Annotated in this window: 15 protein-coding genes; 6 read left to right on the forward strand and 9 right to left on the reverse strand. The window is 72.8% G+C overall.

The genetic code is table 11. The annotated features are described in order from the left end of the window. Window positions 1-6 precede the first annotated feature (6 nt). Genes BLV76_RS04650 through BLV76_RS04665 form a run of 4 tightly spaced genes read right to left on the reverse strand, consistent with a single transcriptional unit; the run spans window position 7 to window position 2,716 of the window. The gene (locus BLV76_RS04650) at window positions 7-909 is read right to left on the reverse strand and encodes a 2-hydroxyacid dehydrogenase (RefSeq protein WP_090968084.1); all 903 of its coding nucleotides are present in this window, start codon (window positions 907-909) and stop codon (window positions 7-9) included. Further along, the gene (locus BLV76_RS04655; RefSeq protein WP_090968085.1) at window positions 906-1,244 is read right to left on the reverse strand and encodes a sterol carrier family protein; all 339 of its coding nucleotides are present in this window, start codon (window positions 1,242-1,244) and stop codon (window positions 906-908) included. The genes BLV76_RS04650 and BLV76_RS04655 overlap by 4 nt, the downstream gene beginning before the upstream one ends. 9 nt (window positions 1,245-1,253) lie before the next feature. Further along, window positions 1,254-2,132 carry an alpha/beta hydrolase gene (locus BLV76_RS04660; protein WP_245734534.1) on the reverse strand — a complete coding sequence of 293 codons (879 nt, stop codon included), beginning with the start codon at window positions 2,130-2,132 and terminating at the stop codon, window positions 1,254-1,256. After that, entirely contained in the window at window positions 2,129-2,716 is a 588-nt protein-coding gene (locus BLV76_RS04665; protein ID WP_090968086.1) for a winged helix-turn-helix domain-containing protein, read from the reverse strand. The genes BLV76_RS04660 and BLV76_RS04665 overlap by 4 nt, the downstream gene beginning before the upstream one ends. A gap of 67 nt (window positions 2,717-2,783) precedes the next feature. Here BLV76_RS04665 and BLV76_RS04670 point away from each other — a divergent pair, with 67 nt between their 5' ends. Beyond that, window positions 2,784-4,031, forward strand: a complete 1,248-nt coding sequence (locus BLV76_RS04670; RefSeq protein ID WP_090968087.1) for an MFS transporter — start codon at window positions 2,784-2,786, stop codon at window positions 4,029-4,031. Window positions 4,032-4,112: 81 nt separating this feature from the next. Here the strand turns inward: BLV76_RS04670 and BLV76_RS04675 are convergent, their stop codons facing one another. Continuing rightward, window positions 4,113-5,060, reverse strand: a complete 948-nt coding sequence (locus tag BLV76_RS04675) for a helix-turn-helix transcriptional regulator (RefSeq protein ID WP_217630261.1) — start codon at window positions 5,058-5,060, stop codon at window positions 4,113-4,115. A gap of 62 nt (window positions 5,061-5,122) precedes the next feature. On the opposite strand from BLV76_RS04675, the gene BLV76_RS04680 reads away from it, so the two are divergent. Further along, complete coding sequence (locus BLV76_RS04680; RefSeq protein ID WP_090968089.1) at window positions 5,123-6,166, forward strand: ATP-binding cassette domain-containing protein; 1,044 nt, start codon at window positions 5,123-5,125, stop codon at window positions 6,164-6,166. Then, on the forward strand, window positions 6,163-6,909 hold the full coding sequence (locus BLV76_RS04685) for an ABC transporter permease (RefSeq protein ID WP_090968090.1): 747 nt from the start codon (window positions 6,163-6,165) through the stop codon (window positions 6,907-6,909). Before BLV76_RS04680 ends, BLV76_RS04685 begins: the two co-directional genes overlap by 4 nt. Before the next feature lie 106 nt (window positions 6,910-7,015). On the opposite strand, the gene BLV76_RS04690 is transcribed toward BLV76_RS04685, so the two are convergent. Genes BLV76_RS04690 through BLV76_RS04705 form a run of 4 tightly spaced genes read right to left on the reverse strand, consistent with a single transcriptional unit; the run spans window position 7,016 to window position 12,019 of the window. After that, the gene (locus tag BLV76_RS04690; RefSeq protein ID WP_175539579.1) at window positions 7,016-8,026 is read right to left on the reverse strand and encodes a glycosyl hydrolase family 18 protein; all 1,011 of its coding nucleotides are present in this window, start codon (window positions 8,024-8,026) and stop codon (window positions 7,016-7,018) included. A 29-nt stretch (window positions 8,027-8,055) separates the two neighbouring features. Beyond that, window positions 8,056-10,368 carry a phosphoribosylformylglycinamidine synthase subunit PurL gene (gene purL / locus BLV76_RS04695; RefSeq protein WP_245734535.1) on the reverse strand — a complete coding sequence of 771 codons (2,313 nt, stop codon included), beginning with the start codon at window positions 10,366-10,368 and terminating at the stop codon, window positions 8,056-8,058. A gap of 9 nt (window positions 10,369-10,377) precedes the next feature. Next, a complete protein-coding gene (locus BLV76_RS04700; RefSeq protein WP_090968092.1) occupies window positions 10,378-11,637 on the reverse strand; it encodes a hypothetical protein in 1,260 nt (419 codons plus the stop codon). 1 nt (window position 11,638) lies between these two features. Further along, the gene (locus BLV76_RS04705) at window positions 11,639-12,019 is read right to left on the reverse strand and encodes a hypothetical protein (RefSeq protein ID WP_139306484.1); all 381 of its coding nucleotides are present in this window, start codon (window positions 12,017-12,019) and stop codon (window positions 11,639-11,641) included. 164 nt (window positions 12,020-12,183) lie between these two features. On the opposite strand from BLV76_RS04705, the gene BLV76_RS04710 reads away from it, so the two are divergent. The 3 genes from BLV76_RS04710 (at window position 12,184) to BLV76_RS04720 (ending at window position 15,123) form a co-directional block, all read left to right on the forward strand. Beyond that, complete coding sequence (locus tag BLV76_RS04710) at window positions 12,184-13,272, forward strand: hypothetical protein (protein ID WP_090968094.1); 1,089 nt, start codon at window positions 12,184-12,186, stop codon at window positions 13,270-13,272. 8 nt (window positions 13,273-13,280) lie between these two features. Beyond that, entirely contained in the window at window positions 13,281-13,679 is a 399-nt protein-coding gene (locus BLV76_RS04715; RefSeq protein ID WP_090968095.1) for a hypothetical protein, read from the forward strand. Window positions 13,680-13,776: 97 nt separating this feature from the next. Then, window positions 13,777-15,123: a glycoside hydrolase domain-containing protein gene (locus BLV76_RS04720; protein WP_090968096.1), complete on the forward strand. Its 1,347-nt coding sequence runs from the start codon at window positions 13,777-13,779 to the stop codon at window positions 15,121-15,123. Window positions 15,124-15,169 lie beyond the last annotated feature (46 nt).

Raw genomic sequence — 15,169 nt, forward strand, 5'->3', positions numbered from 1 at the left:
CGAAACCTACCCAGACACGACGTTGGCGAGCGGCTCGCCGGCCACGCGGCGGCGGAGCTGGTCGCGGACGAGGGCAGCGATGCGGGGCAGCATGGCCGTGGTGCCGCCGGCGATGTGGGGCGTGATGAGCACGCCGGGGGCGTCCCAGAGCGGGTGGCCGTCGGGCAGCGGCTCGGGGTCCGTGACGTCGAGCGCGAAGCGCAGGCGCCCCGCCTCCGCGATCACCGCGTCGGTGTCGACGACCGGTCCGCGGGCGACGTTGACCACGAGCGCACCGTCGGGCAGCAGCGCGAGCGTCTCGGCGCCGAGCAGGCCGCGGGTCGCGTCGCTGAGCGGGACCAGCGCGACGACGACGTCCTGCTCGGGCAGCAGCTGCGCGAGGTCGGCGATGCCGCGCACCCGGCCGACGAGGTCGTCCTGGCGCTCGCGGGAGGCGACGGCGGTGACGACCGCCTTCATCGGCAGGAGCCGCTCGGCGAGCGCGCGCCCGATCGAGCCGTAGCCCAGGACCAGCACCCGGGAGTCGGCCAGCGAGCGACGCATCTTGTCGGTCTCCCAGTGGCCGTGGCTGCGCACGGCCTCCGGGATGCCCCGCAGGCTGGCGAGCACGAGGCCGACCGCGTGCTCGGCGGTCGCGTCGTCGTGGACGCCGCTCGCGTTGCAGAGGGTGATGCCGGCGGGCAGCCGCTCCAGCACGCCGTCGTACCCGGCGCTCTGCAGCTGGACGACCTGCAGGCCCCGGAGCTGACCTGCCTGGTCGAGGACGCCGGCGCTCGTGGCGTAGTGCGGCACCCAGAGGTCGACGTCGCCCTCGGGCGCGGGTCCCTCGCCGTTCCACACGTCGACCTCGACCCCGTCGACCGGGCCGACCGCGTCGGCGAGGGTGCGGGAGGAGATGACGGCCTTCACGGGGCGGTTCCTTCGGTCAGCGGGAGGTAGGGGGTCAGGTCGGTGCGCTCGCCGCTCGCGGCCACCTTCCCGGAGTCGACGGCCTCGGCCCAGGTCGTACGTCCGGTGGCGACCGCCAGCCACGTCTCGGCGTCGGTCTCGACGACCGCCGGCGGCGTGCCGCGCGTGTGGCGGACGCCGGGGATGGCCTGCACGGCGGCGAAGGGCGGGACGCGGACCTCGACCGACTTGCCGGGCGCGCGGGTCTCGAGGACCGCCAGGTAGTGCTTCACACGAGCCTTCGTGTCTGCGGACTCGAGCTCGGCTGCGGTGAGGACCTTGAGGCGTGCGGGCACGTCCCCAAGTTATGCGATGGAGTCGAGCACCCGCACGCAGGCGGCCCAGGCGTCGCTGGAGGGGTCGATCACGCCGAAGTGGCCACCGGTGACCTCGACCAGCGTGGCCTCCGCACCCGCGGCCCTGGCGGCGTCGACGTACGTCCTCGACTGCTCGACGGGCACGACGTCGTCGTCGCTCGCGTGGACCGCCCAGACCGGCACGTCGAGCGGCACCTGGGTGAGCGGGTCCGCCTGGTCGTACGTCGTCGCGTCCGCGTCGCCGAGGAACGCGAGCGCGGCGTCGGAGCCGAGGTGCTGTGCGACGGCGTCGCGCAGGTCCAGCACGCCGGCCTGGCTGACCACGTGCGTGAGGGCCGGACCGCCGGACCACCGGTCGAAGCGGCCGCGCGCAGCGGCCCACGTCGCGAGGTGGCCACCGGCGGAGTGGCCGAGCGTGACGACCGGGCCGTCGGCGCGGGCCGCGACCGCGCCGATGGCGGCGTGGATGTCGTCGAGCGTCTCGGGGAAGCCGCCGCCGTTGCCGACCCGGCGGTACTCCACGTTGGCGGCCGTCCAGCCCCGGCCGACGAGGTCCTCGGCCAGCGGGGCGCCGTAGTCGGCGCCGTACTGCGCCTTCCAGAAGCCGCCGTGGATGACGACCACGAGCCCGCGGCTCGCATCGCCCGGCGTGTGCAGGTCGACCCACTGGCTCGGGTCCTCGCCGTAGGTGATCCGCTCGGTGCTCGCTTCGTCCGCCACGGGTCCCACCCTGCCCGACGGGCGGTCGGAGCAGGCCGCCAGGGCGGCGGCCGCGAGACCCGCGGCGGGCAGGGCGAGCAGCGAACGACGGCGCATGCCGGTGGTTCGGAGCCGGGCGCCGGTCGGCTCGGTCCGGGGTGCCGTCACTGTCCGGCGTCGGCCGGGTCGTCCGCGTCGGGGTAGGGCTGGACGACCTGGAGGAGGAGGTACGTCCGGCGCTCGGGGTCGCGGCCGCGGGTCCGGTCGGCCCAGGAGTCGATGAGGTCGTCGACCTCCTTGCGAAGCTCCTGGGCCTCCTCGTCGGTCAGCTTGAGCGTGTGGTCGGAGGTGGAGAAGACCCCGCTCCCCTTCGGCCGGTCGATGACGAAGGTGCGGTCGATGACGGCGTGCAGGCGGGCCAGCTGGCTCGCGCGGAAGACCTCGACGGCAGCCCGGCCGCCGGGCTCGTCGGCCATCGTGCCGAGGTTGACGGTGTAGCCGGCGGGAGCGGCCGCGCGCCAGACCCGGTCCCGCTTGTCGCGGGCCTCCTCCGGGGCCTCCTCGACCAGCCCGTACTTCGCGAGCTGGCGCAGGTGGAAGCTCGCCTGGTTGGCCGGGATGCCGAGCAGGCGGGCGACGTCGGCGGCCCGCACCGGGCCGGACGCGGAGAGCTCGTCGAGGATCCGGTTGCGGACGGGGTGCGCGATCGCGCGCAGCACGCGGGGGTCGCCCAGGGGTCGTGACTCGGCCATGCGCGCACTCTACCGAGTTGCGCACGAAATATTGCGCAACATTACTTGCGCACCATATGGTGCGGATATGCCCGGATACCGCCAGCTCGCGAAGAACCGCGACTTCACCGTCCTCTGGATCGGCGACACCGTCAGCGAGCTCGGCAGCGCGCTGTCGATGTTCGTCTTCCCGCTCATCGCCTACGCGCTGAGCGGCTCGGCCCTGACCGCGGCGGTCGTCGAGGCGGCCTACCTCGGCGGCCTCTGCGCCACGCTCCTGCCGGCCGGGGTCCTCGCCGACCGCGTCGACCGCAAGCGGCTGATGCTGCTGTCGAGCGCGAGCGGCTGCGCGGCGTACGCCTCCCTCGCCGTCGCCGGTGCGACCGACCGCCTCACGCTCCCGCACCTCGTCGGCGCCGCGCTGGTGTCGGGCGTCGCGGCCGGCGTCTTCAACCCGGCGCAGATGTCGGCGATCCGGTCCGTGGTCGCGACCGAGGACCTGCCGACCGCGCTCAGCCAGAACCAGGCGCGCCAGCACGTCGCCTCGCTGCTGGGCGGGCCGCTCGGGGGTGCGTTGTACGCCGTCACGCGCTGGCTGCCCTTCGCGGTCGACGCGATCACCTTCGCGATCGCCTGCGTGACCGTCAGCCGGGTGCGGACCGACCTCTCGGCCCCGCACCGGACGGCCGAGCCGCTGCGCCAGCAGCTCACCGAGGGCTTCCGCTTCATGTGGGCGCGGCCGTTCTTCCGGACCCTGCTGGCGTGGTCGTCGATGACCAACCTGGTCACCAACGCGATCTTCTTCGTGGTCGTGCTGCGGATGGTGCAGGAGGGCGTGCCGGCCGCCCAGATCGGGCTCGTCTCGACGGCCGCCGGCATCGGCGGGATCCTCGGCGCGATGATGGCGCCCAGCCTGATCCAGCGCCTGGCGACCGGGCGGCTGACCGTGCTGATCGGCTGGATGTGCTGCCTGCCGCTGGTGCCGCTCGCCTTCTCCGCCAGCACCTGGACCGCCTGCGTGAGCACGTTCTTCCTGCTGCTGCTCAACCCGGTCGGCAACGCCGGCATCGGGTCGTACCGGATGGCCGTAACACCCGCCCGCCTGCAGGGTCGCGTCGGGTCGACCAGCCAGTTCGTGTCGATGTCGGTGATGCCGCTGGCCCCGCTGCTCGGCGGCTACCTCCTCGAGCACCGGGGCGGCACCTTCGCGATCGGCGTCCTCGTCGTCGCGACCGCGCTCCTCGCCGTGCTGCTCACCTCGAGCCGGACGATCCGCTCCGTGCCGAAGCCGTCGGAGTGGGCGATCCCGGCCGAGGAGCCGGTGCTCGCTGCCTAGCGAGTCACCGGATATCCGGTGACTCCCCCGCTTGTCGGCCCAGATCTGGGTGACGAAGCGGGAGACTCGGGTGCCAAGTCCTCATCCGGCCCGCGAGAAGCGGGCGCCCACCTCGGCGACCTTCTCGGCCAGCTCGGGCGGCGACTCGACCACGAAGTCCGCGCCCGAGCCGGCGAGCACCATGACCGGCCAGTCGAGGTCGTCGACGTTCATCTCCAGCACGCAGCCCTCACCGTCCGGGGTCACCGTGCCCCAGCGCCCGACCCGGGCGGCGAGGTCGTCGGCGGTCATCGCCAGCCGCACGCGTACGGCGTGGCGCTGGGGCATCCGCCTGATGCCCTGCTGCACGAAGGCGAGCGCGTCGCCGCCGGGGAGGTCGCGGGGACGGAACCGCTGGCCGGTGGGCTCGGGGTCGGAGATCCGGTCGAGGCGGAAGCTGCGCCAGTCCATCCGGTCGCGGTCCCACGCGACGAGGTACCACCGGCGGCCGATGGACACGAGGCGGAGCGGCTCGACCCGGCGGTGCGTGACCTCGGCCTCGCGCGCGGCGTAGTCGAAGCGCAGCATCTCGCTGTCGCGGCAGGCCTGGGCGAGCGTGGTGAGGACGGCCGCGTCGAAGACCGGGGCGCCCTCCCACGGGCCGGGCGAGTCGGTCTGGCTCGCGACGGCGTCCATCTGCCGGCGCAGTCGCGGTGGCATGAGGGACAGCACCTTCGACAGCGCCTGCACCGACCAGTCGTCCATCCCCGCGACGGCGCCGGCCGCGGCCGTACGCAGCCCGACGGCGACCGCGACGGCCTCCTCGTCCTCGAGGAGGAGCGGCGGGAGCGAGCCGCCGGCGCGGAGCTGGTAGCCACCGGCGGCACCGCGGACGGCGTCGACGGTGTAGCCGAGCTCGCGCAGCCGGTCGACGTCGCGACGCAGCGTCCGGTCGCTCACCTCGAGGCGCTCGGACAGCTCCGGACCCGGCCAGTAGCGGTGGGTCTGGAGGAGGGACAGCAGCCGCAGCATCCGTTCGCTCGTGCTCATGTCCTCCAGGATATTCTCAATGCGGACACTTCCTGACCTGATGGGTTCCTAACGTCATCTGCATGACCCACACCACCCACACAGGACCGGCGATCGTGACCCGTGGCCTCACCCGCCACTTCACCTCGCGCAAGCAGACCGTCGAGGCAGTGAAGGGCCTCGACCTCGAGATCGGGCAGGGCGAGCTGGTCGCCTTCCTCGGACCCAACGGGGCCGGGAAGTCGACCACGCTGCGCATGCTCACCACCCTCGTCCCACCCACCTCCGGCACCGCGAGCGTCGCCGGGCACGACGTCGTCACCGGGCAGCGCCACGTGCGCCAGGCGATCGGCTTCGTCGGCCAGGGCAACGGTGCCGGGCACCGTCAGCTCGGCCGCGACGAGCTGATCAGCCAGGGCCGCGCCCACGGGCTCTCGCGCGCCGACGCCCGACGCCGGGCCGGCGAGCTGATCGAGGACCTCGACCTCACCGCGGTCGCCGACCGCAAGGTCTCCTCGCTCTCCGGCGGGCAGCGACGCCGCCTCGACATCGCGATGGGGCTGGTCCACCTGCCCCGCGTGCTGTTCCTCGACGAGCCGTCGACCGGGCTCGACCCGCAGAACCGGATCAACCTGCAGGAGCTCATCCAGCGCCTCCACTCCGAGACCGGCAGCACCGTCGTGCTCACCACGCACTACCTCGAGGAGGCCGACGCCCTCGCCGGCCGCGTGATCGTCGTCGACCACGGCACGGTCATCGCCGACGACTCCGCCGCGCGACTCAAGTCCGGCCTCGGCGACCTCGTCCGGATGGAGTACGCCGACCCGGCCGGGGCCGCGCGTGCGGCCTCGCGCCTGTCCCGGGTGCCCGCGTCGCGCGTCGACGTCACCGACCGGGGCGTCGACCTCCGGGTGAAGGACGGCTCGACGCTCGTCGGCGGGCTGCTCGCCGACCTGGCCGCGGACGGCGTACCTCCGACGCGGGTGGAGGTCGCACGACCGACCCTCGACGACGTCTTCCTCGACCTCACCGGTCGCAGCCTGCGCGAGTCCCAGCAGTCCCCCACCCCCGGTTCGGACGCCGCGTCCGACCAGCCCACCTCCATCGAGAGCGAGGTCGCAGCATGAGCACCTTCGTCCAGGACACCGTCAACGTGATGAACCGCGAGCTCAAGCCCGTCTGGCGCGAGCCGATGGCAGTGGTGTTCGCGATGATCCAGCCGCTGGTCTTCCTCGGGCTGTTCGCGCCGCTCCTGCCGGAGATGGCGACCGGCTCGGCTCTGCAGTGGTTCGTGCCCGGCATCGTCGCGATGACGGCGCTGATGGGCGCGTCGTTCACCGGCTCGAACCTCATGGAGGAGATGCAGTCGGGCTCGCACGAGCGACAGCTCGTCTCACCGCTCGGCCGCCCGGCACTGCTCGTCGGACGCGCGCTGAAGGAGGTCGTGCCGATGCTGATGCAGGTGGCGATCATCGTCGCCGTCGTGACGCCGTTCAGCTTCGACCTGCACCTCGGCGGCGTGGTCGTGGCCGCGCTCGTGCTGTCGCTCTTCAGCGTCGGGATCGGCGCCCTGTCCTTCGCCCTGGCGCTCGCCTCGAAGGGCCAGGACTGGATGTTCTGGACGATCCAGCAGACCCTGCTGTTCCCGACCCTGCTCACCGCGGGCGTCCTCCTGCCGGTCGACGGCGCGCCCCGCTGGCTCGAGGTGGTCTCCGCGATCAACCCGATGACGTACGTCGTCGACGCCACCCGCGCGCTCTTCGCCGGCACCTTCCCCGCCGACGTCGTGCTCCAGGGCGTCGCCGGCGCCGCCGTGGTCGCCGCGCTCGGGCTCTGGGTCGGGGTGCGGGCGATGCGTCGCTCGAGCTGAGGTCTGGCCCGCTCTGCCGGGGGAGTCACCGGATATCCGGTGACTCCCCCGCTTGTCGGCCGAAATCTGGGTGCCGAAGCGGGAGACTCGGGTGCGAAGTACGGCGTCAGTCCAGCGGACCGGCCGAGCCGAGGCGCCAGATGGCGGTGCCGCGGAGGCCGAGGCCGGCGGCGAGCGATGCGCGGGCGTCGTACGACCTGCCGTCGGACCACCACACCCGACGGCCGCCGGACAGGCGGGCCGACCACTCCCCCGCGCCGGCGCGCCAGCGGGCCGTGCCACCCGCGCGGCCGACGAGGTTCCGGGCGGCCTTGACGGTTAGGGTCCGGCCGGTGCCGTCGGGGTTCCAGAGGTAGCCGTAGCCCGCGATGCCGAGGTCGAGCTTGTCGGCCGGCACCAGCTCGAGGGCCGCGGCGACGCTCTTCTCCACCCACGGCAGGCCACCGACCGGCCCGGGACCGGACCAGCCGGGGCCGTGCTGGTCGTAGGCCATGAGCTGGATCGCGTCGACCACGGCAGCGAGCTCGGCCATCCGGTACCCCCGGGAGAGGTACGCCGACGAGGTGCTGGACGCCGACACGTCGATCGTGACCGAGGCAGTGTCGGACAGCCGCTCGCGGAGCGCGGTCACGAAGGCCACCAGACCTCGGGAGTCGCGGCGCCGGACGAGCTCGAGGTCGACGTTGACGCCGTCCCACCCACCGGCCCGGACGAGCGCGGCGAGCCTGTCGGCGACCGCGCCGATGTGGGCGTCGGACGAGAGCAGGGCCGAGAGCGCGTCGGGGTCGAAGCCGCCGAGGCGGTCGCTGTAGTTGCCGACGAGCAGCTCGGCGCGGAGCCCCACGGCGTGGGTCGACTCGACCAGGGCGGCGACCCGGTCGTCGGGCCGGGTCACCGACGCGCCGTCGGGTCGCAGCGACACCGCGGCGACGGTGACCGTCGTCAGCGCGCCGGCGTCACGCCCGATGACCTCCGGAGGGGTGCTGGGCAGCGCGTAGCCGGTGACGGCCAGCCCGTCGGGTGCCCCCTCCGGCACGGCGCGCTCGGTCGCGGGCGCCGCGCCCGCCGGCAGCGGCGCGAGGAGGAGCAGGGCGAGGGTCGCGATCGTCGTACGCACGAGGGGCAGTCTGCCCCGCCGAGCCGCCGTCAGGCGCCGAGCACCGCCGGCAGAGTCGCGCGCCAGGCGGCCTTGGCCTCGGCGACGGGGAGGTCGAAGACGCCCTCGACCGAGATCGTGTCGCCGCCCGTGCGGCCGATCGGGGTGAGCGGCACGCCGTGCTGCTGGGCGAGCGCGACGAGGGCGTCGGCCTGCTCGTCGGTCACCGTCACTAGCACGCGGGCCGTCGACTCGGAGAAGAGCGCGACGAACGCGTCGTCGGCGACCGAGGCGAGCGAGACCTGGACGCCGACGTCGCCGGTGAAGGTCGACTCGGCGAGCGCCTGGGCGAGGCCGCCGTCGGCGAGGTCGTGGGCGCTGGTGACGACGCCGTCGCGCGAGGCGTCCTGCAGGAGCGAGGCGAGCGCCTGCTCGGCCGCCAGGTCGAGGCGCGGCGGCAGGCCGCCGAGGTGGCCGTGCACGACGTGCGCCCACTCGGAGCCGGACAGCTCGTCGGCGGTCGACCCGAGCAGGAAGACCCGCTCGCCCGCGGCGCGGAAGCCGGTCGGCGTACGACGCGTCACGTCCTCGATCACGCCGAGGACCGCCACCACGGGCGTCGGCAGGATCGCCGTCTCGCCGGTCTGGTTGTAGAGGCTGACGTTGCCGCCGGTGACCGGGATGCCGAGCTCGAGGCAGGCGTCCTTGAGGCCGCGGCAGGCCTCAGCGAACTGCCACATCACGGCCGGGTCCTCGGGCGAGCCGAAGTTGAGGCAGTCGGAGACCGCGAGCGGCCGCGCGCCGCCCGTGGCGACGTTGCGGAACGACTCGGCCAGCGCGAGCTGCGCGCCGGTGTAGGGGTCGAGCTTGGCGAAGCGGCCGTTGCAGTCGGTGGACACCGCGACGCCGAGGTTGGTGTCGGCGTCGACGCGGACCATGCCGGAGTCGGCCGGCTGCGACAGGACCGTGTTGCCCTGGACGTAGCGGTCGTACTGGTCGGTGATCCACGACTTGTCGGCGAGGTTCGGCGAGGCGACCAGCTGGAGCAGCGTGGCCCGCAGCTCGTCGCCGGACGCCGGACGCGGCAGGCGCGAGGCGTCGTCGGCCTGGAGCTCGTCCTGCCAGTCGGGGCGGGCGAAGGGGCGCTGGTAGGTCGGACCGTCGTGCGCCACGGACCGCGGGGGTACGTCGACGACGCGCTCGCCGTGCCAGTCGATGTGCAGCCGGCCGGTGTCGGTGACCTCGCCGACGACGACCGCCTCGACGTCCCACTTCTCGCAGATGGCCATGAAGGCCTCGACGTCACCGGGCTCGACGACGGCCATCATCCGCTCCTGCGACTCGCTCATGAGGATCTCCTCGGGAGCGAGCGTGGAGTCGCGCAGCGGGACGCGGTCGAGCTCGACGTGCATGCCGCCGTCACCCGCGGACGCGAGCTCGGAGGTGGCGCAGGAGAGTCCGGCGCCGCCGAGGTCCTGGATGCCGGCGATCACGCCGGCCCGGAAGAGCTCGAGGGTGCACTCGATGAGCAGCTTCTCCATGAAGGGGTCGCCGACCTGCACGCTGGGCCGCTTGGCCGGACCACCCTCGTCGAAGGTCTCGCTCGCCAGCACCGACACCCCGCCGATGCCGTCGCCGCCGGTGCGGGCGCCGTAGAGCACGACCTGGTTGCCCGTGCCGGAGGCGTTGGCGAGGTGGAGGTCCTCGTGGCGGAGCACGCCGACGCAGAGGGCGTTGACGAGCGGGTTGCCGGCATAGGTCTCGTCGAAGACGGCCTCGCCGCCGATGTTGGGCAGGCCGAGGCAGTTGCCGTAGCCGCCGACGCCGGCCACGATCCCGGGCAGCACCCGCGCGGTGTCGGGCGCGTCGAGCGGCCCGAAGCGGAGGGGGTCCATCACGGCGACCGGCCGCGCGCCCATCGCGAGGATGTCGCGGACGATCCCGCCGACACCGGTCGCGGCGCCCTGGTAGGGCTCGACGAACGACGGGTGGTTGTGGCTCTCGACCTTGAAGGTCACGGCGTAGCCCTGGCCGATGTCGAGGACACCGGCGTTCTCGCCGATGCCGGCCAGCATCTTGCCGACGGGCGTCTCCTGCGGGATCTCACCGAACTGCTTGAGGTGCACCTTGGTCGACTTGTAGGAGCAGTGCTCGCTCCACATCACGGAGTACATCGCCAGCTCGGAGCTCGTCGGGCGGCGGCCGAGGATCTCGCGGATCCGCGCGTACTCGTCCGCCTTGAGGCCGAGCTCGGCCCACGGCTGCTCGCGCTCGGCGTCGGTCGCGGCGATCGCGACCGTGTCGAGGGTGCCGGTCGCGCCGGACGTGGTCAGGGTGGACTGCGGGGCGCTCGTGTCGGGCACGGCGACAATCTACCGGCGCGAGCCCCTCGGCTCCGAGCCGGTCTCGGCGGTCGTACGCCCCTCGCGGTCCGCAGCCCCCTCGGCACCGCCGTCGGCGCCGGCGTCCGTGTCGAGCTCCTCACCGAGCTCGTCGCCGAGCTCGTCGTCGGCCTCGGCGTCGGAGCCGACGGTGACCTCCTCGGTCGGCACGCCGTCGAAGCGCTTCTTCTCCTCGTCCTTCTCCTGCTCGCGCTCGGCCTTGCGGGCGGCGCGCTCGGCGCGCTTCTCCTCCAGCGCAGCGCGCTTGGCCTCCTTGGCGGCCTCCTTCTCGCGTGCGACGCGGGTCGCCTCGTCCTCGGCCGCCGACCCGCCCGACCCGCCGGCGGCGGTGCCGCGCGCGCCGGCCTGGCCCTCGAGCTTCGGGGTCGCGAGCCGGGTCGGACCGGAACGGCCGCTCGCCATGCCGCGCGACATCGTGCCCGCGCGGGCACCCATCGCGCCGGCGCCCATCCCGCCCATCGGCGGCGTGCCGCTGGACGGCTTCTTGTCGCCGCGGCGCCCGAGCAGGCCGCCGGCTGCGCTGGCCACGAAGGGCGCGACGTTGCCGGAGACGCCCTGGAGGTCGGGCATCGACACCGAGATCGGACCGATGGGGGGCAGCGCGGCGATGCCCGCCTGCGCCGATCCGGGCACGGACGTCGACGCCGACGCCGGCGGGACGGAGCCGACGCCGGTGACGTCCTCGCCCGGCTCCGTGCCGGCGGGGAAGAAGCCACCCGCCAGGGTCTTGAGCTCGGTGCGCACCATGACGAACTCGGCACGCGCGGTGCGGAGCCGGCCGCTCTCCTGGTCGAGGGTGGCACTCATCCGGCGACGGATCTCGCCGGTCTCCTGCTCACCCGAGGTGACCTTGCCGCGGTCGTCGTCCTCGGAGGGCCGGAAGACGAGGTAGCGCGACTCGCCGACCACCTCGTGGGGGATCAGGGCCACCTTGGCCCAGGACTGGTCGAGCTCCACCTGGGCCGCGGTGATGATCGCGCTGATCCCGCGCAACGAGCCGGCGATCTGCAGGGCGAGGGTGGTGAACCGGTCGAGGTTGACCAGCACCTGGCGACGGTGGTTGTCGTAGCTCTCGGCGGCCTCGGCGTCCCAGCCCTCGGTCGCGCGACGGGCCGCGGTGACGATCTCGTCGCCACGGCGGGTCATCAGGGTGCTGAGCTCCTCCCACCGCACGGCCGCCGCCTCAAGCGGTCGGACGTCGGCACGGAGCTCCCAGGCGTTGGCGGGCACGTCAGCGACCCCCCGGGCTGGGCATCCGACCCATCTCGCTGGAGCCGATCTGCGAGGCGGCCCGATCGAGCTCGCCGGCCACCGTGTCGTCGGCGCGCACCGCGTCGCGCGCCGCGTCGATGAGCCCGGCCACCCCGAGGCCGAGGGCTTCCGACAGCGCGGCGAGCGTCTCGCCCGCGTCGGTCAGCGAGTCGGCGTACGACGCTGCGACGTTGCGCATGCCGTCGGCGTCGCCGAGCTCCGCACACGCGCTCGCGAGCTGGTCGACGGCGAGCGCCCAGTCCTGCTGCATCGCGGCAAGGGTGCTCTCGGACGACTCGGCGAGCTCGACCAGCTTGGTCGGCTCCACCTGCATCAGGGATCGCTTTCCGGTTGCGCTCACCCTTGCGGCCTACCCCCGCGGGCGAGGCCCAAACACCCGACCGGCGAACCTGTGGGTAAACAAATCGCTCGGTAAACAATTCAGGGCCGGCGGTTTCGCGGCTCGGAGTTCGGGGAAGTCAGCCAGCACAAGCCAGTGTCCCTCTCGGAAAGCCAGGAGCTGCGATGAATGCCGTGATGACCGTCGACCTCTCGGAGCTCGATGCCTGGTCCGCCCAGGTCCAGCGGGCGAGCGACGACCTCACCGGGATCGCCCGCAACGGCGGCAACAGCCTGGTCCAGAGCGACTTCGGCCCCATCCTCGAGACCATGATGGGCGCCTACAACGCGCTGCTCCCCTCGGTGAACCAGTCCCTCGAGGACAACGGCACCGGCATGAAGGACCACGCGGAGGCGCTGCGTGCCACCGCCCGCGACTTCACCCTCACCGAGGACGGCATCGTCCGGCGCCACAACGCCACCGGCGTCGACGCGCGCGACGGCTCGACCAGCTTCTGGGACGTCGCCGACACCACGATCCGCCGGGCCGCGCCGACCGAGGGCGAGCTCCCCAGGATCAGCTTCGGCTTCCCCTACGACACCGTGTGCGACCTCGTGCGCATGCTCACCGGCTTCGACATCCGCGCCGAGCTCGCCGAGAAGATCGGCGGCGACGTCGTCAGCGCCTCCGGCCAGGGCTCCTCGTTCGGCAGCCTCGGCACCTCGATGAAGGGGGTCGCGGCCAACCTGCAGAGCGGCGGCCAGACGATCACCAAGACCTGGCAGGGCTCGACCTCCGACGCCGCCATCAAGCAGATCGGCACCTGGGTCGGCTCGCTCAACACCCAGGCCGGCCAGCTCATCCAGATGGGCCAGAACATCGTCCAGATCTGCCGCGACGCCTGGCAGACCGCGCTCTCCGTCGTGCAGTGCGTGAAGTCGGCCGTGCAGACGGTGTCGTCCGCGCTCGCCACGATGAGCATCCCCGGCGTCGGCTGGGCCCGCGTGGTGCAGGCCGTGTTCCAGGCGTTCCAGGCCGTGATGAAGGCCTACAAGGCGATCATGAAGTTCATCAACATCCTCAAGCAGGTCAAGTCCCTCATCGAGACCGTGAAGAACTTCTTCGACGGCGACAAGGCCCCGGTCTCCACGCCCAGCGCGCCGACCGCCACCGGTGCGCCGTCCAGCGTCACGCGCGACCCGAGCACGATCACCACGCCGACGGTCGGCCAGAAGCCCGCCGCACCCGTGGCGCCGACGGTCGTCACGGCATAATCCCGTTCATGAGCGACCCCCGTAGCCAGGCCGAGATCCTGGAGGCGATCAGCGCCGCCCGCGAGGACCTGACCGCGAGCCTGGCCGACCTGAAGGCGACCGTCGACCAGCTCAACGCGAAGCCGCTGCTCACCGACGAGGAGAAGGAAGCCCTCGAGGAGCAGGCGGAGTCGGGCGAGCTGGGGGACGACATGTTGGAGCTCGTCGGCAAGATCAAGGGCGGCGAGGACACGTGGGACAACGTCTTCTCCGGCGAGTCCCCCAACGGCGCCCTCCTCCAGGGCCACCTCACCAAGATGTTCGAGGAGCACAAGGAGGACCTCGCGCTGGCCTTCGAGGAGCTCATCGAGGAGGAAGAGGCCAAGGGCAACTTCATCTTCGACGAGGTGCCCACGAGCGACGCCTGAACTACACGACTGTAGTTCACGAGAAGGCCTGTTACGGGTGTGACTCGTGTGATTGTCTGGCCGCTGCTCGCGCCAGTCCATCCCCTGGAGTCACCGCATGCGTCGCCTCGTCCTCGCCCTCCTCACGCTCGTCCTCGTCACGCCGGTCGTCGCGTCGGCCCCGGCCACGGCCGGGGAGCCGGCGAGCACCCAGCGGCTGGCCTCGAAGCGCCAGGTCGCGCTCGCCACGCCGGGTGACTTCACCGGCTACGGGTTCGACCAGTGCCTGGCCCCGACCCAGTCCGCGATGGACACCTGGTGGACGAAGTCGCCCTACTCCGCGGTCGGGATCTACATCTCCGGCGACTCGCGCGCGTGCCGGTCGCAGCCGAACCTGAGCCCCACCTGGGTCGCGACGCAGGTCGCCCGCGGCTGGCGGCTGCTGCCGATCGCGCTCGGCCCGCAGGCGTCGTGCCAGCCGCGCTTCCCGCGCTACAAGGACGACTTCACGATCTCCGCCAAGCCCGTCGGCGGCTACGCCACCGCGGCCGCCCAGGGCGTCGTCGAGGCCGACAAGAACGCCACCGACGCGACGGCGTACGGCATCGGCCCGGGCAGCACGATCTGGTACGACCTGGAGGGCTTCGACCTCACGAACATCGCCTGCCGCGAGTCGGCGCTCGTCTTCACGTCGGCGTGGGTCACGCGGATCAAGGAGCTCGGCTACGTCGCCGGCTTCTACTCCAGCGCCAGCTCCGGCATCAAGATGCTCGACGACGCCCGCACCCAGCGCCCCGGCCAGTTCGCACTGCCGGACCGGATCTGGATCGCCCGCTGGGACGGCGCCGCGAACACCTCGACGACGTACATCCCCGAGGACGGGTGGCGTCCCGGTGGCCGGATGAAGCAGTACAGGGGCGGCCACAACGAGACGTGGGGCGGCGTCACGATCAACATCGACAGCAACTACATCGACCTCGGCGCCGGCTCCGTCGCGCGCCCCGAGGGTCGGTGCCCCGGCACGAAGCTCGGCTTCTGGAAGTACCCCACGCTCTCCCCCGCCTCCGCGCAGGCGACCCGGGTCAAGGTGCTGCAGTGCCTGCTGACCGAGCAGGGCGCCTACGCCGGCCCGATCTCGGGCTCCTACGACGCCGCGACGATCGCCTCGGCCCGCGCCTGGCAGGCGGCCCGCCGGTTCACCCCGACCGACACCTTCGAGAAGCGCCACTGGATCGCGCTGCTCTCCGCCGGGGCGCGTACGACGATCAAGCGCGGCTCCGCCGACGAGTCGGTCAACCGGCTCCAGCGCGCGCTCAACGCGGCGGGCGCCGGGAAGTTCCGGGCGACCGGCGTGTTCGATGCCAAGACCGAGGCCGCACTGAAGGCGTACCAGTCACGGCTCAGGATCGCCGTCTCCGGCGTGGCCACGGCCCAGACCTGGAACAAGCTCCAGCAGGGCCGCTGACGCGTCCTGCTTTCCCGATTCCCCCGCCTCTGCGGGGATTCCCGGA

Origin of the sequence: Nocardioides exalbidus (assembly GCF_900105585.1) — a bacterium.
Classification (GTDB): domain Bacteria; phylum Actinomycetota; class Actinomycetes; order Propionibacteriales; family Nocardioidaceae; genus Nocardioides; species Nocardioides exalbidus.